This window comes from Actinomadura atramentaria DSM 43919 (assembly GCF_000381885.1).
GTDB classification, from domain to species: Bacteria; Actinomycetota; Actinomycetes; order Streptosporangiales; family Streptosporangiaceae; genus Spirillospora; species Spirillospora atramentaria.
Genome location: NZ_KB907208.1, coordinates 599,465 through 618,647, shown reverse-complemented (window position 1 = coordinate 618,647; position 19,183 = coordinate 599,465). Strand labels below are relative to the sequence as shown.

Below are 19,183 nucleotides of genomic sequence, written 5' to 3'. Positions count from 1 at the left end.
TTCGGTGCGGGCGATCACGAACGCCTTCCAGTGGTGGCGCTCGCGGACGGTCAGGTTCTTGATGTCGGCCAACGGCCAGGGCATGGCCGCGGCGATCAGCTCGTAGTCGGCGTAGGCGGCGCGGTAGTCACAGACCGAGAAACAGGTCGCTGACCGTGACGGGCAGCTCGACCTCCTCCCCGCACGCATCGTGCGTGAAGGACAGCTCGTCGTAGCGCGGGCCGGGACGGCGGTCGTTGAGGGCCTTGAGGATGGCGGCGCGGTCGGGCATCGACAGGCGCTCGCGGACCATCGCCGGGATGCCCGCGGCCTGGGTCTCGCTGCCGTCGGGCTCGGTGAAGGACTTGACGGTTCGTGACAGCAGCAGCGTGTTCTGCTCGGCCAGCGAGGCGTTGTTTCCCGACAGCTCCAGCAGCGCTTCCTGGTCCTCGCCGATCGGCAGGCGCACGTTGGCGACGCGGCCTCGCCGCAGCGGCACGGTGAAGTTGCGGTCCTCGGGCGTGTCCAGGTGGCGGGTGGGGATGTCGTCCAGGGTGAGTTCCAGGTCGACCTTGCCGTTGCAGTGCGGGCATTCGGCGGCCGGGAACTCCAGCTCGTTGCCGTAGGTGGCGCGGCGGATCTCCAGGATGAGCTGGTCGCGGTCTCCGATCAGCAGCTTGCGCAGCAGCTTGGGGGTGGCCTCCTGGTCGCCCAGGCGCTCGACCCCGCATTCCAGCAGCGTGGCCAGCATCCGCGCGCTGTTGCGGGACTGGCGGGCCTTGGCGATGCGTTCCTCGTGCTCGCCGGTCAGCTCCCGCACGGTCGCGTGGCGGACCAGCTGGCCCTCGCCGTCGAAGAAGCCGCCGACCAGGTCCACGTGCCCGGAGGTGTGGTGGGCTGGGATGTCAGGCATCGGGCTGCCTGCGGTGGCGGTGGCCAGGGCCTGGCCGATGGCGGCGTTGGCGGCCCCCGGGTTGTTCATCGGGTTGACCCATCCGTCCCCGAACGGGTCGGCGGTGACAGTTTCGGTCTCCATTGTTTCTCCCCCGTGTATTTGTTCAGTGCTGGTGCGCAAACCGCTTACGGAATTACCACTTCTTGGGCTCGGCGGTGCCGACCTTGTTTGCGATTCGGAACTCGAAACCTTCGTGCGCCAAGGTCATCTGCTGCACCAGAACCGCATTTGCCCCGGCGTCGAGATCCGAAAATGCCACGGCCGTGGGCCAAGCGTTGTAGACCATGAAGCTGGCCTTGATCGGAGCCTGCTTGACGGTGACCGGGTGATCGATGATGTCGATCTGCACGCGAGCACGGAATTCCGCACCGGGCTTACCGGGTCCGGTGCCCTGCAAAACAGTGAAAAGCTCGCGCGTCCACTCCATCATCGCCGAGTCGCCGACCGCCAATCCCTTGGACAGCGTGATCGGTGCAAAATCGGCCTGACCAGGCATCTTCTGCGTGGTCGTGTTCATCCCACCTTCACGGTAAGGAATCACTTCGGTCGTGATGTTCAATCCACTCACGGCCATGAAACCCATCTCCGGAAAACCGGCCTTGTGAATCTTCACACGGAACCGGAAATTGCGAAGAGGATCGGTTTCGATATGGGCGATGGACGCCTTCTGAGTGATAGGCATGTTAACTCCCCCGAGTGCCTATGATTAAAGGTCAGGATGCGACTTCGTTGACGTCGGCTCCGCCCTCGTACTGGCCGATCCGAATCACAATGAACTCGGCGGGCGACGCCAGGGCCAGGCCGATGTCGATATTCACGCGGCCCGCGTTGGCGACGGCGGGTGGGTTGTTCTCGGCGTCGCACCTGACGAAGTAGGACGTCTCGGCGGTGGAGCCCTTCAAAACGCCCATCTGCATGAGCGACATCAGGTACTGGTCCAACATCACCGACAGCTGCTCCCACAGCGCGGGACCGTTGGGCTCGAAGATCGCCCACCTGGTGCGGTTGATGAGCTGGCGGCGCAGCATGATCAGCGTGCGGCGCACGCTGATGTAGCGATCGGGGAAGCCGCCCTTCAGCGTCCTGGCGCCCATGACGCAGATCCCCGAGCCGGGCACGGGCCTGATGCAGTTGATGTGGTTGTCGTTGAGGGTGTCGGTGCTTTGGAGCGGGAAGCGGTACTGCACGTCGACTAGGCCGTTGAGCGCGGTGCGGATACCGGCCGGGGCCTTGTGCGGTCCGATCGCCGAGTCGGTCTTGTCGTAGACCCCCAGCACCGCGCCGCCCGGCGGCACCAGTCGCGACGCTCCGGGGATGGAGGAGGTGGGGTCGGCCATCCGCACCCACGGCACATAGGCCGCTCCGTAGCTGGAGTCGGCCAGTTTGCTGGAGTTGATCCAGTTGACGTACTCGCTGGTGGCCGCGGCCACGTCCTGGGACCCGTCGGCGATCATCGGCGGATCGACGACCAAGAACGCCGAGTTGTCCTGCGCCCACTTCAGCGCGCTGTTGAGGATCGCCGAGTCGTTGCAGTTGACGATGTTGACGTTCAGGCCGACCGACTCGGCCACGCCGGTCAGCGCCTCGACCGCGGCCATCAGGTCGGGGGCGGCGGTGCCATCGATTCCGCCCGCCAGCGGCACCGGATCGGTGGTGGCGGCCAACTCGTCCCACGGGGACTCGAACTTCTCGGTGGCGGTCAGGTGGGTGACCAGCACGTACGCCGACCCCGACACGGGGCTGTTGATGATGTTGGGCAGGTACCGCGAGTCCAGCGGGTTCATGCTGACGTCGGGGAAGGTCTCCAGGACCGTGCCCGGGGAGTCGTCGGACTGCCAGCCCTGCCGGACAACGAAGTCCACGCGGCCGTCCTTGCCGGCCTCGGCCACGGCGCTGGTGCGGGCGATGACCTCGATCGACAACGTGTTGCCGATGGCCCCCTTGGAACGGGCGGTGACGGTCAGGGTGTCGACCGGCGGGACCGGCGGACGAATCCAGTCGGCCGTGGCCTTGGCGTCGTCGGCGGTGACATCGGCGGCCAGGGGCGTGCCGGTGACGGTGACGATCGCCGGGTCGTCGTCGATGTCCTCCTCGACAGCGCCCGCATCCTCCTCGACCGAGGAGGATGCGGCGGCGGCCTTCTTGGACTTGACGGTCGGGGCCGGGGCGGCGGGTGCCGCCACGTTCCATGCCGACGGCGTGTCGGTCTTGTCGCGCAGCCCAGGAACCGGAGGCTTCACCTCGCCGGGGTCGCCCTGGTTGAGCAGGGTCGTCACGGCGGCAATCGCGTCGGCGGGCACCGCTCGGGAGATGTAGCACTGGCTGCCGCCGTTGGCGAAGAACGAGAACACCGCCGACCCGAGCAGCTGGTTGCCCCAGAAGCCCCCGTAGACGCGCTCGAACATCTGCCAGCTGGTGACGCGGCGTGGGTCGTCGGGGCCCTGCGGGTAGGGCGCGACGAACGCGGCGATCGAGTCGCCCAGCGGGTTAGCCGGTGGTTCGACCAGCGGGTCCAGGTTCTCTTCGACATAGACACCCGGCGTCAGATACGAGACTGCCATGAGATTCCTCATCACTTGATGGAGCGGGTACGGACGTGCTGCATCCGGTGGATACTCCGTCGTAAGTGATCAGGTAAGAGTCCAGTTCGGTTCCCGAACGCACCTCGCTGATGCGGGTGCAGATCTCCATGACGCGCCGGTAACGGTGCAGCGCAGATTCGACAAGTTCAGTCGAAACGCGGATTAGATATGTGGCGGTGAAAAGACGCTTCCCGTCCGCGTCGCGGTCGGTGGATAGTTCTGGGCCGCCGAGCAGGTCCAGGCGGCGCACGGTGCCGTCTTGGGGGATGGGCAGGGCCCCGAAGCGGGCGGGCAGCCGCTCAAACCGGGCCACCTGGCCGATCAGGTCCACGTGGTGCACGGCTTTACGCGACAGCACGGTGACCTGGTAGTCGATGTTGTAGGGGACGGGGATCTCGTTGGGCCCGAACGGCTCGTCCTCGGTCGCGGGCGCCTCGCCCTCGGGCAGGTACCCGAAGATCGTCAGGCCGCGGTGTTCGCGGTCGGGGTCACGCTCGACGCTGCGGTGGTCGATGATCACTGCGGGGAAGGTCAGGTCGCCCAGCTCGCTTTCGGGGAGCCGGAACCGCACCTGCACCGGACGGCCGTCAGGGGCGTTGACGTCGGTGACCTTCATTCCTTGGAGACGGCTTTTGAGCGCCCCGTCCTCGTTGAAAATCCAGGGCATCTATTCACCGCCTTCACCGAACGAAAGGCAGGCATACGCCATAACATCCTCCCGATCGGTATAGGCGTTAGTCTGCAATTTCAGAGTAGACGCCCGAGCCGCGCAGGTACTAAAACGCGTCTCGCTGTGAGGCGAAAGCGTTGCCTTCGGCCGATTCTCCGGTCTGGATTTCGGTAGCGGTGGCGGGCGGGTTGCTCTCGTGCCAGTCCATGCCGTCTTTGCAGATCGCTTCGTCTTCGACGGGGTCGCCGAAGGCTCCGCAGGTGCACCGCCACATCCACATGGGGACGGTCATCTCGTCCACGACGCCTTCGACCTGTCGCCTGACGCACTTGTGTTCCATGACGTGTCCCCCGCGTCACTTGTAGATGATCATGAAGTCGAAGCTGGCCGAGCCGATGCTGCACGTCTTGGCGTTGCCCGAGGAGATGTACCACTGCGGAATGATCTGGATGTTCCCGGCCTTGGGCACCCACTTGTAGGTGATGTTGGTGTGCGACCCGACTCGGCTGTAGACGGCCCCGGTGCCCGATCCGTGATCCAACTGCGGGGAGCGATACGCCAGGCCCACCACGCTGTTGTCGGTGTTGGTGTTGGTGGCGTTCAGTTTGAACTTGATCTGCAACGTTCCGGGTTGGGGAACAGCGATCGTCATGTGCGGGAACTCGGCCTGCGAGAAGTCCACCCACCTGCTGGTGACATTGAACTTGGGCTGCTTGGCGATGCCGTTGCCCACCCACCGGTCGTGGATCTTGCGGCGCTTGAGATCTCCCACGTCGGCGCTGAGCGGACCGACCAGGCTCTCAACCGCCAGCAGACGCTTGTCCAGGTCGCCGATCTCGGAGGCGACCTTCACCCACGCCCCGCTCACACGCTTGTAGATGCCTCGCGTGGAGGGAGAGGCGGTCACCCACAGGTCCCCGTCGTTGGCGGTGGTGGGCTCGGTGTCCTCGACGTGGATCTTGTACCCGAACCGCCGTTTGAACTCCTGCTCGGCCCACAGCTTGGTGCCGTGCGGGTCGTTGGCGGTGAGGTGATCGTTGAGTCCGTCGCCGGCAGCGTCGGCCTTGTTCTCGACCATCTCGATGTAGTCGTTGAGCGGCCTGGCCCACCCGTAGTCGCCTGGCTGAGGCAGCGGCATTGATCTATCCCCCCAAGGGTTCGGTGCCGCGTTGCGCCCATGCTGCGAACTGCTGGTCGTTGACCAGCTCGTCCGGCTTCACCATGGCGGCGTCTACAGAAACAATGATGTCTCGCGTCTGAACCTGACCCAAAACCGCGATGCTCAACACCCGGAACACCCTGTCGTCGTAGACGATCCGGTCCTTGAGGTAGCGGTGGTGGCGGATGTCCAGCCGGGTCAGTCCGGTGCGGGTGACTTGGTTGAAGGACGCGGTGACGTGGATGTTGTCAGAGTAGTAGCCGCCTTCGGGGCGGTCCTCTTGGCGGCCTTCCAACCGGACCACGTGCAGCACCGGCAGGTTAATCGGCGCGGCCCAGAGTCTGCCGCGGCCGTCGCCCTCGTCGTAGATGGCGTGGATGCCCGAGATCGGCTGCTCCAGGTAGCGATACCAATCGACCTGGTCGCCGTGGGAGTGCTGGAACCCGTGCAGCGCGCCGTGAATCTCGTTGGTCTCGTAGTCGGCGGTGAAGGCTCCGCCGCACTTCCAGTCGAGCCTGGCCATCAGAATCCCCAGGTGCCGGGCCAGTAGGGCGAGGGGATACCCGAGTCGTCCACGTCGCGGCCGTCGATGGTCGGCAGCATCCGGATCGGGCGGCCGGTGGCGTCGTACTCGCGGGCCTTGAACACCGGAACGAGACGGCCAGTGGTGTAACTGACGCGGCGCAAGGTGAGCTGCTCGATCGCGTACAACCCGACGTTCAGCAGCGCCGCCTGTTCCTTGTACTTGTCGGTCAGCAGGTCGATCTCCTGGCGGAGTTGCTGGAACCGCTGCGAGCGGGGCAGCATCGTGCCGTCGGCGGTGGAGACGTCGATGTCGGTGGAAGCGTCCACCGACAAGGCCCACAAAGCTTCGATGGTGGCCAGGTACACCAGCAGCTGGTGCTCCAGCTCGGGCAGCGCGTCCAGCGTCATGGGTGTCTCGACGTAGCGGATGAACCCGTTGGCGTCACGGACGCGCTTGACCACCGACCGGTTCAGCGTGTGCAACCGGCTGCTCTCCTCGATGAAGTAATCCAACTCCTCATCGGCGAACAAGCCGTGGTGCCAGCCCTCGGCGACAAGCATCGTGCCGGTCGGCAACGGGGCCTTCAAGAAGATCACGCCGTTGCGTGAGTCCAGGGTGTAGGCCCAGTACGGCAACGCCGACGCCGTTTGGCCGGTGATGGTGAACACGTGCAGCCTCTCGGGGCTGACGTTCTGGACGGGCAGGTCGAACCGGGTGGTGGTGTGGTCGCCGTGCGCGGAGAAGCGGAAGAACTCCCCTTGGTCGCCCAGGTGAAGCCGGACTCTGTCGCGGATGCGCAGGGCCGCCAGGCGCATGACCTTCCACCGTGACCGGGCAGCGCGGAAACGGCGTGTGCGGGTCGACCACGCGGCACCCACCGTCAGCTTGGACGAACCCACCGACCACGCGGCGGTAGCGCTGATCATTGATCCCCCTACGGCAGTCCCGTGTTGATGTAGTCCGGGGACTCCCGCTGGGCGGGGTCAAGCTCCTGGTGCCGCCGCCAGGTGATCAGCGGCAGATCGTCTTCCATGACGACGTGGCGCTGCCACGTCAGCAAGACCATGTCCGGGTTGAGCTGGAATTCCTCTGTGTTCCAAGCGTAGATCCAGCACCGGTGCTCGCGGTAAGCGGTGTTCCACCGCATGCTTTGGCCGACAGCGTCGAATCCGGCGCTCTGCCATGATGACCCGACCGCCAGATGCTGGCGGTCGGCGACCCGCCAGCCCAAGGTCTGCGTCAGGTTCCCGGCTCGGACGTGGGTGGCCCACCGCACCGCCACCGCCAGGGTCAGGCGCTGGTCCACATGCCAGGCGACCTCGACCAGGCGGCCGGTGAACACCCACGCCATCCCCACCGCGACGTGCGCGCGGTGGGCAAGCTGCCAGCCGCTTCCACAGGCGCGCACGTCGCGGTGGTCGAGCCGCCATGCCGAACTGGCTTGGACGGCGTCGCCTGTGTGAACCCGCCACGCCAACGCCACCGGCCGCCTGGGGCGGATGTTCGCGGTCCACGCGACACCGACCGTCAGACGGTTGCGCTGCGCGACGCTCCAGCCCATCACGAGATGGGCGGGTTCGGCGGCGATCCGCCAGCCGATACCGGCGATGACCTGTAGCCGACGGCGGATGCGCCAAGCAGTGTCGGCGGTCTTCCAGTACGTGTCGGTGACACCCCAACTCGACGATGCCGCGGTGGACGTGCGTCGTCGAACATGCCAGCGCATCCGGACCTTGCGTTCCCGCTGCACGTCGGGTTCGTCCACCGCCCAGCCCATGCCGATCAGCAGGCGAGGCCGGGCATCCGCACGCCAGGACAACTCGCCCGTTCGGTCACGGCGGCTTCGGCTGCGCCACGCAAGGTCGGCGGCCAAGTGGGCGCGCACGTTCAAGCGCCACGCCAGGTCGGCAGCGCGACGGTCGGTCAGCAGGCTCGCCCAGCTCGACGGCCAAGCCGACGACACCCGGGCACGTGCCCTCCACGCCAGGGCAGCAGATCCTCGGCCGCCTGCTCCCACCATCCACGACGCCGCTCGGCTTATGGCCCCGCGCTGCCTCAAGGCCCATGCCGAGCTGCCGGCGACCGCTGGCCGCGCACGAAGACGCCACGCTATGCCTGCCGCCACGGCCGATCGTTCCCGTGCTGGCCAGCTCGCCCCGGCGGCCAGAGTCTGCCGCTGCCGGGTTTTCCACGAGGCTCGCGCCGATGTCCCGTAGGTCTGGGAGATCTGCCAGCTCGCGGCGGCAGCCATAGTCTGGCGACTCTTGGTGTTCCAGGACGCCGGGACGCGCAGGCTCTTGAGCACCCACGGACCGCCGCAGTAGACCAACGTGCCGCGCACCCACTGGCCGCCGTTGGCTCCCGGGCCCAGCGACGCCGTGGGCATCAACGACCGCAAAACCCACCGGCCGTCGGTACCGACGTAGCAGTCACCCGCGGTGTAGTGACAACCCACGACGCTGTTGACGTTGCGTTCCGGGCGGAAACGCGGGTCCTCGATCGTCAGCATGACCGAGTCGGGCAGGTGTCCGGTGGAGGTAGCGGTGATGACGCTGCCGGTCCGCTTGGCCACCAGGTGAACCATGACCAGCGCCCCGATGCGCCGGGCCGTCACCGTATTCCCGCCGACGCTGGTCGCCTCCCATCCTTCCCCGTAGGTGACCTTGGGCGCTTCCCACCCGGTGTCCAGCAACCGGTTCTGCGCGTAGGCGAGGCGCTCGTCCAGTCTGACGACTTCGGCGAGCAGTTCGGCGAATTCCTCCTGCTGGGATGCCTCCACGTCAGCTCCAGTCGTAGGGCTGCCCGGGGCACACCACCTGCGCGCGAATCCAGGTGGACACTCCCGTGCCGGAAGCACCGAGTTTGGCGGTGGCTACGTAGGACCGGATCTTCCACTTGCCGTCCTGCATCAGCTCCCCTTCGCCCCAGGCGTAGGTGGAGCCGAAGAAGTGGCTCCAGTCGACCGCTGGCCGAAACCGCGGGTCGGTGATCGTCAGAACGATGGTGTCGGTGATGTTGCCGAAAGCGTTGCCGGTCAGGGTGGCTCCGGTTCGGTCAGCTCCCAGCCGCACGGTGATCAGGTCGCCGACGCGGCGGGCACGCAGCGCGTTGGACCCCAGGCTGGACGCCTTCCACCCGGCCTCCCAGGTGACAGGCAGGGCCACCCACCCCGTGTCGCGGTCCCGGGCACGGGCGGCTCGGGCTGCACGAGGAAGGGTGATTCCGCTGCCTTGTTCTTCCACGCCGGTGACGGCGGCTTCCTCCAGCTCCGTGCAGGTCTTCTCCAGGCCGTCGAGCACGCGGTTGAGGGAGTCCAGCTGCGGATCGCTCACAATCCCTCCCCCGCGAAGACGGTCGTGAACGTGTGGTTCTCGTCTTTGACGAAGGTGCCGTTGGGGTACAGGCACCGCAGCATCAGGTAGGTCTTGTCGCTGGTGTCGTCCTCTTTGGCCAGCTCGACGTACCCGGCCCGGTAGCTGGTGGCGGTGCTCTGAGCCAGCGCGCGGCGCTCGGCGGGCATCATGACCGGGTCGTTGAAGGTGGCCATCTTCAGGTCGGGCACCCGGCCGTCGGCGCCGGCGACGATGTCGGCACCGGTGCGCGCCTGCTGGAACAACGTGAACACCCATGGTCCGACCTGCCGAAGCTCACCGGTGGAGTACTTCCACCCGGCGACGCTGGCCGCGCCCACGATCCTCCGCCACCCCGAGTCGGGCAGCTGCTCCTCGGCGTAGGCGATGTAGGGGTCCAGGTCGGCGACGCGCTCGCGCAGAGCGGCGACCCTTTGCCGGGCCGCCGCCAGCTGCTGCTCAACATCGTCTGCCATGGCACATCAGCTCAGGCGCCGGTGTCCCACTCGACCTCAAGGGTGATCTCGTCGTTGTCGACGGCCGGACCGCCCTGCGGCTCGCGCTTGAACCAGATCGCCTTCACCTGACCGGCCGCGATCTCGCCCAAATCGACGGTGTCGGGCGAGGCGGTGCCGGTCGGCTGGGCTTCCACCCACGTCACACCCGCGGGCTCGTCGGTCTCAGTCGCGATCTCCAGCGCCTGCTTGTTGGCCGCACCGGCCTCCGACGCCGCGGTGGGGTCAGCTCCGACCCAGACCTTGGTGGTGTCGCTGCTGTCCTTGATCACACGAGCGGTGATCAGCTTCATCGGCAGCGAGGCGTGGGTGTTGTGGACGAAGACGCACCGGTAGTCGATGGTCTTGTCCTTGTTCTCCTTGCCGCTGATGTCGTCGAAGAGATTGTTGAGCTTGGTCGCGCCGTCCAGCTCGGTGGCCGAGACGAAGCCGCCCAGCGAACCGTCGGCGGGGTCGGTCGGCTTGGGCTGCGGGTCGCCAGCCTTCGTCTTCACCGACAGCTTGATCTTGACGTCCTTGGCTTCCACTGGCATGAGAGACTCCCCCGTCTCAGATGATCGTTCTGGTGAGGCGGTCGGGAGCGAATCTCACGACTTGCCCCTTGAGGGCCTGGACCTCCTGGTCCAGCTCCCACCACATGACAAAGGTCCCGGCGGTCGATGCGCCGTCGGTGACCAGGGCGGCGTGCGTGACCGGCTCGGTCATGTCGTCGCCGAACGGACCGAACTCCACGGCCCCGTCGTTGCTGGCAGAGGCAGGCATCGTGTCGGGCATCCGCCAGGTCCCGACCGGCGCGCGAACGTAGCCGACCGTTTCCAGCTCGGCCAGGTTCGCCATGGTCGCTTCGGGCGGCGGGGCTGCGGTCAACAGCGCCAGGTACCGCTCGGGCGGCAGCTCCGGCGGCTTACCGCCCGAGTCGGGAATGCCCAACAGGAACCGCAGCGCCAGCTGACCGCCCTCCTTGGACAGCTCCCCGGACATCACTTACCACCCTTGCTCTTGGCGGAGCCGGTCGTGCAGACCTCGCTGAAGGTCGGCAGGCTCATCGCCACGGCACGGTCGGGACCGATCGGACGCTTGATGTCGATGACCACGGTGTCGTCGGTCCCGTTGTGGCCGATGCCTGGAGTCCCGGGCGGGTACACCGCGCGCACCGTTCCCTTGGTGCCAGCGGGCACGCGCCCGAGACCTTCCCCGTACTCGACCGCGAAGGTGACCGCGTCACCCGGCTTCGGCTTAGTGGTAGACATAGCCCTTTTCGTCCAGGTGCTTGTACAGCGGAGTCGGGACCCGGTAGGTGATACCGGGCTCGAAGTCGAAGACGTCGTGCGGACTGCCGAAGGTCATCTGCTCGACCTTCTCGTTGACGCGCATGGTGCGGGTCGGCTTCTCCAGCTCGGGCGCCGGTTCGACCTCGATGGGTTCGGGGTGGTCGTCGGTCAGGTCGACCAGCTTCGGCTCGGCCTCGGCTGCGTCGATCAGGGCGACTTCCTTGGCGCGCTCAGCCTGCTCGTCGGCGTGCTGCTTGGCGAGCTTCTCCTTGCGGACGCCGGTGAGGTCACCGGCGCGCTTGCTGGATGCACGTGGAGCCATGGGTTTTCTCCTTGAGAGTCACAAAATTGTCAGGCAGAAACGTCTTGACTTGATATCACTGGAGCGGATCAATTGGTCTCGGCGATGACCACAGAAATGTCAGTGATCAAGCCAAGCCCCCAAATCGCATACCAGCAAAGCGCGTGCTCGCGGCCGAAGTCGAGAATGCCGCCGTCGCGCAGTTCGACCGGCAGAGAGATGGCATGACCAGCCGCGTTATCGCCAATGACGATGGACTGGTAGACGTCCTTGCCAGCGGCGTTCTTGATGCGCTTGCACTGGGTCGTAGAAATGAACACCACGTCATGGAGACGGCCAATCTCGCCGATCATGAAGTTCCCCGGACTGGCATACTTGGTGATCTCGATGAATTCGGGGTCATCGCGAAGCTTGCGCGCTTGGTGCGGGTGCACGAACTGCACGTAGGTCTCGCCGAGCCTCGGGACGTTCTTGCTTTCGAGGGTCTCGACGCAGTCCTTCACGGTGTGCGAGGTGAGGTGGAAGTCGCCCGTCAGCGCGTCGCGGCTCGCGGCCGGCTTACCGGGGTCGTAAGGAGACAGGTTCGTGATCGTCTGACTGGCCTTGTACTTATCACGACCATACAGAACAGACGACGCCTGAAGCAGGGTGTCGCGCGCACTCTCGTCCAGGTACATGGCCATATTCCGGCCCAGCAGACGCGAGCCCGACGCCATTACGTCGTCGAAGCTGGCATTGAGCAGGAGTTCCGAGACAGCAATGGCGTAGCCATGCTCAGCGACCGTGATCGAGAACTGCGTCGCAGTGAGGGCGTTCGTCTGCATGCGGACGCCTTCAACGAGCTGCGTAGCCTTCCCCAAATTGTTGTACCTGGTGAAATTGATACTGAGTCCGGGCTGCACGCCCAGCTCAGTCTTCTTCACCATGAACTGCTCGAAACGCAAGATCGGCATCGCCTGGAAAAGAATTTCCTTGCTCCAGATCGTCTGGATCACAGGCGAAAGTCGGGAGGAGTCAGCTCCCGAGTAGACAGTGGGCGACGCCGACAGGAACGGCGTACCGGTGATAGCACTGGGCACTGGTGTTTCCTCTCACGAAATTCTGGTGCTCGGACTTAACGGCCGAACATCCCCTGATTTACTCCACCGGCGGCGGAGGGGAGGACCTTTTCGCGGAGTGCTGCCCAGTCGGCCATCGACATGGCCTTCAGTTCATCGGATGAAATCGTCTTGTGGCCCGAGTCGGTGTCCATAGGTCCGGAGACGGCGTATCCGGCGGTGGAGACGCCGCGCATCTGCGCGGCAGAGTTTGCCCGCGCACTAGCTACGTTTTCGAGAATAGCCTGGGTTTTGGCGCGGAGCGTAGAAATGGATTGCTCAACCTCTTCCTGGGTGTTACCCGTCACCAGGTCCAGGAGTTCGGGAGCAATGGTTTCGTTCTGGCGCTCTTCGGCGACCCGGCTGTTGATGTAAGCCTGGAGCTGCGCGAATTCGCGCTCCTTGGCGATGATGGCGCGTTCGGCCTCGCGTTCGGCGTCGACCTTGGCCTGCCAATCCTTGAACTCCTGGTCACGCTTGGCCAGAAGTTCGCGCAGGGAAAGCTCTTCCTCTTCCTGCGCACGGCGCTGCGCCTCCGCGGCCTCGCGCGCTTCCTGCTCCGCCTTGAGCCGGGCATCACGGTCCGCCTTCAGCTCTCGCGTGGTCTCCTTGAGCTTGGACAGCTCCCCGTAGAGCTTGTCCTTCTCCTCCTTGCGGGCGCGCTCGATGTCGGCCTGCGTGAAGTAGGTGGTCTGCGGTGCTGGGGGCTGCGCGGGCGGCTGAGTGGGCACGGGCGGCTGTTCCGGGGCCGTGCCATTGCCCAGCTGCGCCGGAGACGGAGCATTGGTCGGCTGCTCCGGGGACGGGACGTTAGTCGACTCCGGTGTGGGCGGCGTTCCCTGCTGATTTACGAACATGGTTCATCCCCCGATGAATGTCAGGCTGAGTTGTTGTTCGGTGCCCGGCGCTGGGCCAGCTTTGTGCCATACGCCTGGGTCAGTAGCTCAGGTGCTAGGTTCTGGACCTCGGCTGAGTCGAGGCCCATCATTGGATTGGTTTGCGGTTGCGGTGATTCGCCTTCGCCGGCGGGCGGTGGGCCCATGACCGGCTCGGCTCCGCCGTCGGGTGTCGGCATGACTCCGGTGATGGCGGCGATGGCCTGCTGGACCTGAACACGGACTAGGTCGACGGCGCCTTGCTTTTTGGCCTCGTCGATCAGCTCGTCGTTGATCTCGGCCATCTTTTCGTCTGGGAACTCGCTGCCCAAGTCGCGCAGAGCGCCGACCTTGGATTCCAAGCCCAAAGCGAGCTTGGCCTGGATCTCGTTGAGCTTCACCAGGACGTCTACTGGGAGCGGGGCCGACCAGACGCACTTGACGTCGTAGACGGCGGGGTCGTTCGGGTCGATGACGAGCGCCTGGCCCTCGGTGAGAAGACCGTCGGATTCAGGGTTGTAGGCCAGCGTCTCCGGCTCGTGCAGGAACAGGGTGCGCAGGGCCAGCTCGTTGATCCTGCGGAGCCCCACGGTGTACTGAAGGCGCTTGAGATCCATCTTCTGGATCATGGGCTGGTACTGGATGCTCAGAGCGACGCCCGAGGTGTTGCTGATGGGCTGCATCTGCCCCAGTGCCGACTCCGGCACGCCGGTCATCTCATGCATGCTCCGCTTGAGCATGTCCAGGTACGCCAGGGCGTGCGGCAACGCGTTGGTGCCGCCCTCCAAATTGAAGACATTGGCGTCCTTGGGCAGGCCACCCCAAACCTTCTTGGGGCCCTTCTCAAGGTTGCTCGCCTTCGCACCGGTGATGATGGTGACCGGGCTGGCGTGGTAATTGATGATGTCGCTGATGTTCGTGGCTTTTTCGTTGTACTCACGATTCAGCGGAATGATGTCATGGATATCCGACAGTCCCCAAGGGGAACCGGCGACAGGAATGTTGGGGATGTGCACGATCGGGACCTGACCCAGCGGATTGGGCCGGGAGTCGATCAGCTCATCGTTGACGTATTCCTCAATGCGGTCGTCGGTCAGGATCTCGGTGTAAGTGAAGACCTGCCGAGTTCCCTCTAGAGTGGTGCCCCAGAATCTGTACTTCAGTTTAAATCTCAGAAGTCTTTCGCGATCATGCGGATGCCATTCTGGAAAACAGAAGGAACTGTTGAGCGGCAAGATCCGAACGCGGCCCGGATGCGGGTTTCCGGCGGCGTCCTCGAACGGCGGCTCGTAGGCCACCTTGACGAACGAGTCGCCCGACACCGAGCCGTGGTTGCCCACGCTCCACAACGTCTGGGCCTTGTCGTTGTCGACCTCCCAGATGCGCTGGAGCAGCGCTGGGATGATGTGCTGGAACGCCGGGGCGCTCTCGAAGTGCACGCCGCGGGAGAAGGTGAAGTTGTTGGCGTAGTCAGCAAACGCGCGGGCGTAGTTGAACGTGATCTGCGGCTCGCCGAATTCACGCCGGTAGGCCCAGTGGTGCCCCAGATAGAAGGCCCAGCTTGTCGCATAGCGGTTCAAGCGGGTCTTCGAGGGCCGTGTACCTCGAACTCTTCGTCAGCGAGGTAAAAGCTCCACTAGCCCGAGCGGCGAGATGGCGATGGTCAGGTCTGAACCGGCGGCTCGCGCGCTGGGTGGAAGGAAGCTAATGGCCATGTGGCATCACCCCCTCTCCCGAGAGGGCGCCGCAGCGCGCGTGGTCAGCATGGCGGCGGTCAGTCCTGGACTTCGGCCGGGTTCTGGCGGGTGTAGTGGCTGCCCGAGCGGGCGACCTGCTCGTACTTGATCTCCGCGTAGTCGTTCATGGCGCCGTGGCCGAATTCGCTGAGGAAGGTTGGGGCTTCGGGCCAGGCCGCGCTGCCGACGTGGGCGCGCTGGCGCATGGTCTCGCCGGGCTCCTTGGTGAAGACGTTCTTGTTGTGGTTGCTGCGGCCCGGCGCGGTCTCGTAGCCCTGCATGACGCCGACGCCGAAGTCCGAGGGGATGTCGGAGTCGCTGGCCAGCCCCTCCTCGAAGCGGAGGGGGCCACGGCCGCCCACTCTGTTGGGAGCGGTGGTGCGCTCGTAGACGGTCGGGACCTTCTCGGGGAAGCGCGCGACGGGAGCCAGCGGGCTGCGGTCTTCGGCCATGATGTGCCTGCCTTTACGTTGGAACGTTCCAGTTCGACGCTAAAGATCGGCGACACAGGTTTTGTAAAGACAGTTACTCAGCGCTGACTCGGGACTACGCTGCGGCGCATGGATATGGACGCGTATCGGCAGCTGAAAGAGCTGTACGCGCAAGTGCCGAAGATGAAGGACTGCAAGCGCCTGTGTCAGGCGTCGTGTGTGTCGGCGCTGGACATGTCTCGGCTGGAGCGTGAGTTGCTGGAGGCGCGTGGTATTCAGTTCCCGCCGTACGTTGGGTCGGCGCTGCGTTTCCTGTGCCCGGCGCTGAACCAGCAGGGTGCATGTACAGCTCGTCGGGCGCGGCCAACGATCTGCCGACTGTGGGGGGCCAGCAAGATCCCGACGTTGCGTTGCCCGCACGGCTGCGAGCCAGAGCGGTGGCTGTCCCCCGAGGAGGTTATGGAGCTGCTGTTCAGGTCGTATGAGATCGGGGGCCACAAAGTCACCGACGGCCTGTCCGCCGCGGAGATGATGCGCCGGGCCAAGTCCGATCCCAATGTGTGGGCGGAGGTCTTGGCCTACTTCATGGGCGGCGAACAGGTGGGTGACGACCCACAGGTGGAGCAGATATTGCAGAACCACTATGCAGGCCGCCCGGCCCAGTTGCATCACTGCGACGACGAACTGCTGGGTGAGATCCGGCGGGCGCGGCGCTGATCAGGCCGCGTTATAGAAGGGCGCGTTCGACACCTGGACCTCTGGCATGGCGTCCTCCTGGGTGAGGATGCACGCCAGTGCGAGGCTGTCCGGGTAGTCATCGTGGGCGTCTGCTTCGTCCGGCGCCTCGACCAGCATGTGAGGCCCGACGAAGACCTTCTCCACGTCGGTCATCTGCTGATAGAACCGGCGCCACGTCTTGAGGCGCCGGGTCTTGGCGTGGGCGGGCCAGGAGATCATGCCCTTCTCCAACAGTGTGGCCAGGTGCTTCCACCTTTTGGACTGTTCGGGCCGCGAGCTGGTGATGTCGATGACCTCGATGTGGGGCATTAGGACGCGTAGCCGGTCGGCGACCACGTCACCGAGTCCTCCGGCGTCGATGCCAAGCTTGTACAGCCGGTAGTTCGACAGGAACTCCACGATCCGGAAGTACTGCTCCTCCCACTTCAAGCCGGTCAAGTCCAACCAGTTGAGGATGCGCGTGTCGTAGTAGCCGAATTCGTCGGGGTGGTCCCAGTCGACCCAGCAGACCGTGAGCACGGTGCTGTCTTCCTTGCGAGCGACGTCCAGGCCGGCAACGCACGGCGAGGCGTGCCAGGCGTGGACGACCTGCATGCTTTTGTCGCCCAGTTCGTCCAGGCGCTCGGAGGTGACGAACTGGCCTTTCTCCAGGAGCCACTTGAGTTCGTAGGACATCTTGAACTCGTCGGAGTCCGTGCCGAGCCGGAGCATCTCGCGCTTGACGAACTTCTCGTAGTTCGGGTTACTCTTGGCCGCCTCCTTCCAGTTCGCCTCGAAGTGCAGCTGCTTGGAGCCGCGCTTGGTCTCCTGGCGCTTCCCATGCTGGATGATCTTGTAGAAAACGCCCTTGGTGTAGCCAGGCGTACCAATCATGATCATCGAGGCGTTGGTGCTCGCGCCCATGGGCGCGACCGACTTGTTGATGATTTTCTCGTCGGCGTCCTGGCACTCGTCCACGATGATGAGGTGGTAGGTGCGCCCCTCGATTTTCGCCCGGGGATGGCAGGTCTGGCGGCGGATGAGTGAGCCGCTCTTTCTGAGGTGGACGGTGCGGCCCCGCTGGACGACCTGCTCGTCAATCTCCGGGTCAGCGCATACCGCTTCGGCACGTTCGGAAGTGAGGCGGTCCACTAGGCGGCCGTACAGAATGTCGGACTGCTCATCTGTGGGCGCGAAGGCTCCGACCCAGAACCCTTCAGCGAATTTTCCCAGAAGGTCGGGATAGACCTTGGCGAGGCGCGGCAAGATGATGAGGCACGCGGCCACGACATTTGCCACCGTCTCCGACTTGCCGGACTGGCGACTGAAAAGCGCGGTTGTGGTCTGGCCGTCATTGAGCAGAATCGACTCAATGACCCGGTACGCGAAGACGCGCTGGTACGGGTAGAGCGGGTGGCCGGACAGCTCATCGACCAGCAGCAGGATCTTCTCGACCAGCTCGGCGACGAACTGCTGGGACAACGGGTCGATCTCGACCTCGATGTCTTCGCGGGCCTGCCGTTCTTCTTCGGTCTCGTCAGTCTCTTCGATGAAGTCTTCGGGCGCAGCCGCCGACATGAGTCCCCCGTGTCATATCGCTCGATATGACGAGGGTGGGGCGGCTGTGCCCGAAGTAGGTAAGAGCTGTTGCTAGAGGCGGCTCTGCCGCACGCCATCACAGAGAGTGACCTTGAGGACCGTGTTGGCTGGTCACGGGCACCCGTGACCAGCCAACTGCACACGACTGCACAGCGGGGTCCTGGTAGCGTGTTTTCTAACAGGTGATCTAACGCCGGTTAGAGGCGGGGATCACGGAGACCGTGAAGGACTCACAAAACACCAGGTCAGAGCACTAGATGATGCTGCGGCCGATGATCTCCTTCATGATCTCGGTGGTGCCGCCGAAGATGGTCTGGATGCGGACGTCCTGGTACGCCTTCGCGATGGGGTACTCCATCATGTAGCCGTAGCCGCCGTGGAGCTGGAGGCAGCGGTCCACGACCTTCTTGACCAGTTCGGTGTTCCAGTACTTGAGCATCGCGGCTTCTTCGATGGAGAGTTCGCCCTTGCTCTCCTTGACGATGCACTGGTCGGTGAAGGTGCGGGTGACGGTGATCTCGGTCTTCATCTCGGCGAGGGTGAAGCGGTTGTGCTGGAACTTGCCGATCGGGCGGCCGAACGCCTCGCGGGTCTTGCAGTACTCGACCGTCATGTCGAAGGCGGCCTCGGCGGCGGCCTGGGCGGTGACGCCGATGGACAGGCGCTCGCGGGCGAGGTTCTGCATCAGGTAGATGAAGCCCTGGCCCTCTTCGCCGAGCAGGTTCTCCTTGGGGACGCGGACGTTGTCGAAGAACAGTTCGGCGGTGTCCTGCGCGTGCATTCCGACCTTGTCGAGGTTGCGGCCGCGCGAGAAGCCCTCCATGCCGCGTTCGACGACGAGGAGGCTGACGCCGTGCGCGCCCGCGGACGGGTCGGTCTTGGCGACGACGATGACGAGGTCCGACAGGATTCCGTTGGAGATGAACGTCTTGGAGCCGTTCAGGACGTAGTGGTCGCCGTCCTTGACGGCCGTCGACTTGATGCCCTGGAGGTCGGACCCGGCGGCGGGCTCGGTCATCGCGATGCCGGTGATGATCTCGCCGGAGCAGTAGCCGGGGAACCACCGGGCCTTCTGCTCGTCGGTGGCGAGGGAGCGCAGGTAGCCGCCGTTGATGTCGTTGTGGACGGAGAAGCCGGGCCCGTGGATTCCGGCCTTGGCGAATTCCTCGTTGAGGACGACGTAGTAGCGGTAGTCGGTGTTCCCGCCGCCGCCGTACTCCTCCGGCATGTCGATCCCGAGGAGCCCGGCCCGGCCCGCGGCGAGCCACACCTCGCGGGAGACGATCCCGTCCTTCTCCCACTGCTCGTGGTGGGGGGCGATCTCCTTCTCGATGAAGGCCCGCACCATGTCGCGGAACGCCTCGTGCTCGGCGGTGAAGATCTCGCGTGCCATGCGGCGGCTCTCCCTGGGTGTGTAAGC

At 65.0% G+C, this 19,183-nt stretch carries 22 protein-coding genes; 1 reads left to right on the top strand and 21 read right to left on the bottom strand.

The annotated features are described in order from the left end of the window. Nucleotides 1-127 precede the first annotated feature (127 nt). From G339_RS0102930 to G339_RS0102840, 19 genes are all read right to left on the bottom strand, one after another. Nucleotides 128-1,015 (bottom strand): T4 family baseplate hub assembly chaperone, encoded by an 888-nt coding sequence (locus G339_RS0102930; protein WP_019629579.1) that lies wholly within the window; start codon nt 1,013-1,015, stop codon nt 128-130. 52 nt (nt 1,016-1,067) lie between these two features. Continuing rightward, entirely contained in the window at nt 1,068-1,616 is a 549-nt protein-coding gene (locus G339_RS0102925) for a phage tail protein (RefSeq protein ID WP_084693081.1), read from the bottom strand. 31 nt (nt 1,617-1,647) lie between these two features. Beyond that, nucleotides 1,648-3,495: a phage tail sheath subtilisin-like domain-containing protein gene (locus G339_RS36355; protein ID WP_169514703.1), complete on the bottom strand. Its 1,848-nt coding sequence runs from the start codon at nt 3,493-3,495 to the stop codon at nt 1,648-1,650. Next, nucleotides 3,422-4,183: a hypothetical protein gene (locus G339_RS0102915; protein ID WP_033322063.1), complete on the bottom strand. Its 762-nt coding sequence runs from the start codon at nt 4,181-4,183 to the stop codon at nt 3,422-3,424. Before G339_RS0102915 ends, G339_RS36355 begins: the two co-directional genes overlap by 74 nt. 109 nt (nt 4,184-4,292) lie before the next feature. Further along, on the bottom strand, nt 4,293-4,487 hold the full coding sequence (locus tag G339_RS0102910) for a hypothetical protein (RefSeq protein WP_157407259.1): 195 nt from the start codon (nt 4,485-4,487) through the stop codon (nt 4,293-4,295). 54 nt (nt 4,488-4,541) lie between these two features. Next, nucleotides 4,542-5,324: a hypothetical protein gene (locus G339_RS0102905; RefSeq protein ID WP_157407258.1), complete on the bottom strand. Its 783-nt coding sequence runs from the start codon at nt 5,322-5,324 to the stop codon at nt 4,542-4,544. Between the two features lie 4 nt (nt 5,325-5,328). Then, complete coding sequence (locus tag G339_RS0102900) at nt 5,329-5,868, bottom strand: hypothetical protein (protein ID WP_019629573.1); 540 nt, start codon at nt 5,866-5,868, stop codon at nt 5,329-5,331. Beyond that, a complete protein-coding gene (locus G339_RS0102895; RefSeq protein WP_157407257.1) occupies nt 5,868-6,797 on the bottom strand; it encodes a hypothetical protein in 930 nt (309 codons plus the stop codon). The genes G339_RS0102900 and G339_RS0102895 overlap by 1 nt, the downstream gene beginning before the upstream one ends. Nucleotides 6,798-6,805: 8 nt before the next feature. Next, nucleotides 6,806-8,650: a hypothetical protein gene (locus G339_RS0102890; protein ID WP_019629571.1), complete on the bottom strand. Its 1,845-nt coding sequence runs from the start codon at nt 8,648-8,650 to the stop codon at nt 6,806-6,808. 1 nt (nt 8,651) lies between these two features. Next, on the bottom strand, nt 8,652-9,203 hold the full coding sequence (locus G339_RS0102885; protein ID WP_019629570.1) for a hypothetical protein: 552 nt from the start codon (nt 9,201-9,203) through the stop codon (nt 8,652-8,654). Beyond that, nucleotides 9,200-9,697, bottom strand: coding sequence for a hypothetical protein (locus tag G339_RS0102880; protein ID WP_019629569.1), 498 nt, complete (start codon nt 9,695-9,697; stop codon nt 9,200-9,202). The genes G339_RS0102885 and G339_RS0102880 overlap by 4 nt, the downstream gene beginning before the upstream one ends. An 11-nt stretch (nt 9,698-9,708) precedes the next feature. Next, entirely contained in the window at nt 9,709-10,269 is a 561-nt protein-coding gene (locus tag G339_RS0102875; protein WP_157407256.1) for a hypothetical protein, read from the bottom strand. 16 nt (nt 10,270-10,285) lie between these two features. Continuing rightward, complete coding sequence (locus G339_RS0102870; protein ID WP_157407255.1) at nt 10,286-10,717, bottom strand: phage tail fiber protein; 432 nt, start codon at nt 10,715-10,717, stop codon at nt 10,286-10,288. Further along, nucleotides 10,717-10,986: a hypothetical protein gene (locus tag G339_RS38450; RefSeq protein WP_157407254.1), complete on the bottom strand. Its 270-nt coding sequence runs from the start codon at nt 10,984-10,986 to the stop codon at nt 10,717-10,719. The genes G339_RS0102870 and G339_RS38450 overlap by 1 nt, the downstream gene beginning before the upstream one ends. Further along, the gene (locus G339_RS0102860; RefSeq protein WP_019629565.1) at nt 10,973-11,329 is read right to left on the bottom strand and encodes a hypothetical protein; all 357 of its coding nucleotides are present in this window, start codon (nt 11,327-11,329) and stop codon (nt 10,973-10,975) included. The genes G339_RS38450 and G339_RS0102860 overlap by 14 nt, the downstream gene beginning before the upstream one ends. Before the next feature lie 68 nt (nt 11,330-11,397). After that, nucleotides 11,398-12,387 (bottom strand): N4-gp56 family major capsid protein, encoded by a 990-nt coding sequence (locus tag G339_RS0102855; protein ID WP_026341084.1) that lies wholly within the window; start codon nt 12,385-12,387, stop codon nt 11,398-11,400. Between the two features lie 35 nt (nt 12,388-12,422). Continuing rightward, nucleotides 12,423-13,262, bottom strand: coding sequence for a hypothetical protein (locus tag G339_RS0102850; protein WP_157407253.1), 840 nt, complete (start codon nt 13,260-13,262; stop codon nt 12,423-12,425). Between the two features lie 20 nt (nt 13,263-13,282). Continuing rightward, entirely contained in the window at nt 13,283-14,860 is a 1,578-nt protein-coding gene (locus G339_RS0102845; protein WP_019629562.1) for a phage portal protein, read from the bottom strand. Between the two features lie 194 nt (nt 14,861-15,054). Beyond that, nucleotides 15,055-15,468, bottom strand: coding sequence for a hypothetical protein (locus G339_RS0102840; RefSeq protein ID WP_019629561.1), 414 nt, complete (start codon nt 15,466-15,468; stop codon nt 15,055-15,057). Nucleotides 15,469-15,576: 108 nt separating this feature from the next. On the opposite strand from G339_RS0102840, the gene G339_RS0102835 reads away from it, so the two are divergent. Beyond that, on the top strand, nt 15,577-16,164 hold the full coding sequence (locus G339_RS0102835) for a hypothetical protein (protein ID WP_157407252.1): 588 nt from the start codon (nt 15,577-15,579) through the stop codon (nt 16,162-16,164). Here the strand turns inward: G339_RS0102835 and G339_RS0102830 are convergent, their stop codons facing one another. Next, nucleotides 16,165-17,742 (bottom strand): hypothetical protein, encoded by a 1,578-nt coding sequence (locus tag G339_RS0102830; protein WP_019629559.1) that lies wholly within the window; start codon nt 17,740-17,742, stop codon nt 16,165-16,167. It abuts the gene before it with no gap. 274 nt (nt 17,743-18,016) lie between these two features. Further along, nucleotides 18,017-19,156, bottom strand: coding sequence for an acyl-CoA dehydrogenase family protein (locus tag G339_RS0102825; protein ID WP_019629558.1), 1,140 nt, complete (start codon nt 19,154-19,156; stop codon nt 18,017-18,019). Between the last annotated feature and the right edge of the window lie 27 nt (nt 19,157-19,183).

What these genes read in the sequence shown, in the direction of transcription:
- G339_RS0102930 (WP_019629579.1), bottom strand. Translation starts at nt 1,015, where the DNA reads ATGGAGACCGAAACTGTCACCGCCGACCCGTTCGGGGACGGATGGGTC.
- G339_RS0102925 (WP_084693081.1), bottom strand. Translation starts at nt 1,616, where the DNA reads ATGCCTATCACTCAGAAGGCGTCCATCGCCCATATCGAAACCGATCCT.
- G339_RS36355 (WP_169514703.1), bottom strand. Translation starts at nt 3,495, where the DNA reads ATGGCAGTCTCGTATCTGACGCCGGGTGTCTATGTCGAAGAGAACCTG.
- G339_RS0102915 (WP_033322063.1), bottom strand. Translation starts at nt 4,183, where the DNA reads ATGCCCTGGATTTTCAACGAGGACGGGGCGCTCAAAAGCCGTCTCCAA.
- G339_RS0102905 (WP_157407258.1), bottom strand. Translation starts at nt 5,324, where the DNA reads ATGCCGCTGCCTCAGCCAGGCGACTACGGGTGGGCCAGGCCGCTCAAC.
- G339_RS0102900 (WP_019629573.1), bottom strand. Translation starts at nt 5,868, where the DNA reads ATGGCCAGGCTCGACTGGAAGTGCGGCGGAGCCTTCACCGCCGACTAC.
- G339_RS0102895 (WP_157407257.1), bottom strand. Translation starts at nt 6,797, where the DNA reads ATGATCAGCGCTACCGCCGCGTGGTCGGTGGGTTCGTCCAAGCTGACG.
- G339_RS0102880 (WP_019629569.1), bottom strand. Translation starts at nt 9,697, where the DNA reads ATGGCAGACGATGTTGAGCAGCAGCTGGCGGCGGCCCGGCAAAGGGTC.
- G339_RS0102875 (WP_157407256.1), bottom strand. Translation starts at nt 10,269, where the DNA reads ATGCCAGTGGAAGCCAAGGACGTCAAGATCAAGCTGTCGGTGAAGACG.
- G339_RS0102870 (WP_157407255.1), bottom strand. Translation starts at nt 10,717, where the DNA reads ATGTCCGGGGAGCTGTCCAAGGAGGGCGGTCAGCTGGCGCTGCGGTTC.
- G339_RS38450 (WP_157407254.1), bottom strand. Translation starts at nt 10,986, where the DNA reads ATGTCTACCACTAAGCCGAAGCCGGGTGACGCGGTCACCTTCGCGGTC.
- G339_RS0102860 (WP_019629565.1), bottom strand. Translation starts at nt 11,329, where the DNA reads ATGGCTCCACGTGCATCCAGCAAGCGCGCCGGTGACCTCACCGGCGTC.
- G339_RS0102850 (WP_157407253.1), bottom strand. Translation starts at nt 13,262, where the DNA reads ATGTTCGTAAATCAGCAGGGAACGCCGCCCACACCGGAGTCGACTAAC.
- G339_RS0102840 (WP_019629561.1), bottom strand. Translation starts at nt 15,468, where the DNA reads ATGGCCGAAGACCGCAGCCCGCTGGCTCCCGTCGCGCGCTTCCCCGAG.
- G339_RS0102835 (WP_157407252.1), top strand. Translation starts at nt 15,577, where the DNA reads ATGGATATGGACGCGTATCGGCAGCTGAAAGAGCTGTACGCGCAAGTG.
- G339_RS0102830 (WP_019629559.1), bottom strand. Translation starts at nt 17,742, where the DNA reads ATGTCGGCGGCTGCGCCCGAAGACTTCATCGAAGAGACTGACGAGACC.
- G339_RS0102825 (WP_019629558.1), bottom strand. Translation starts at nt 19,156, where the DNA reads ATGGCACGCGAGATCTTCACCGCCGAGCACGAGGCGTTCCGCGACATG.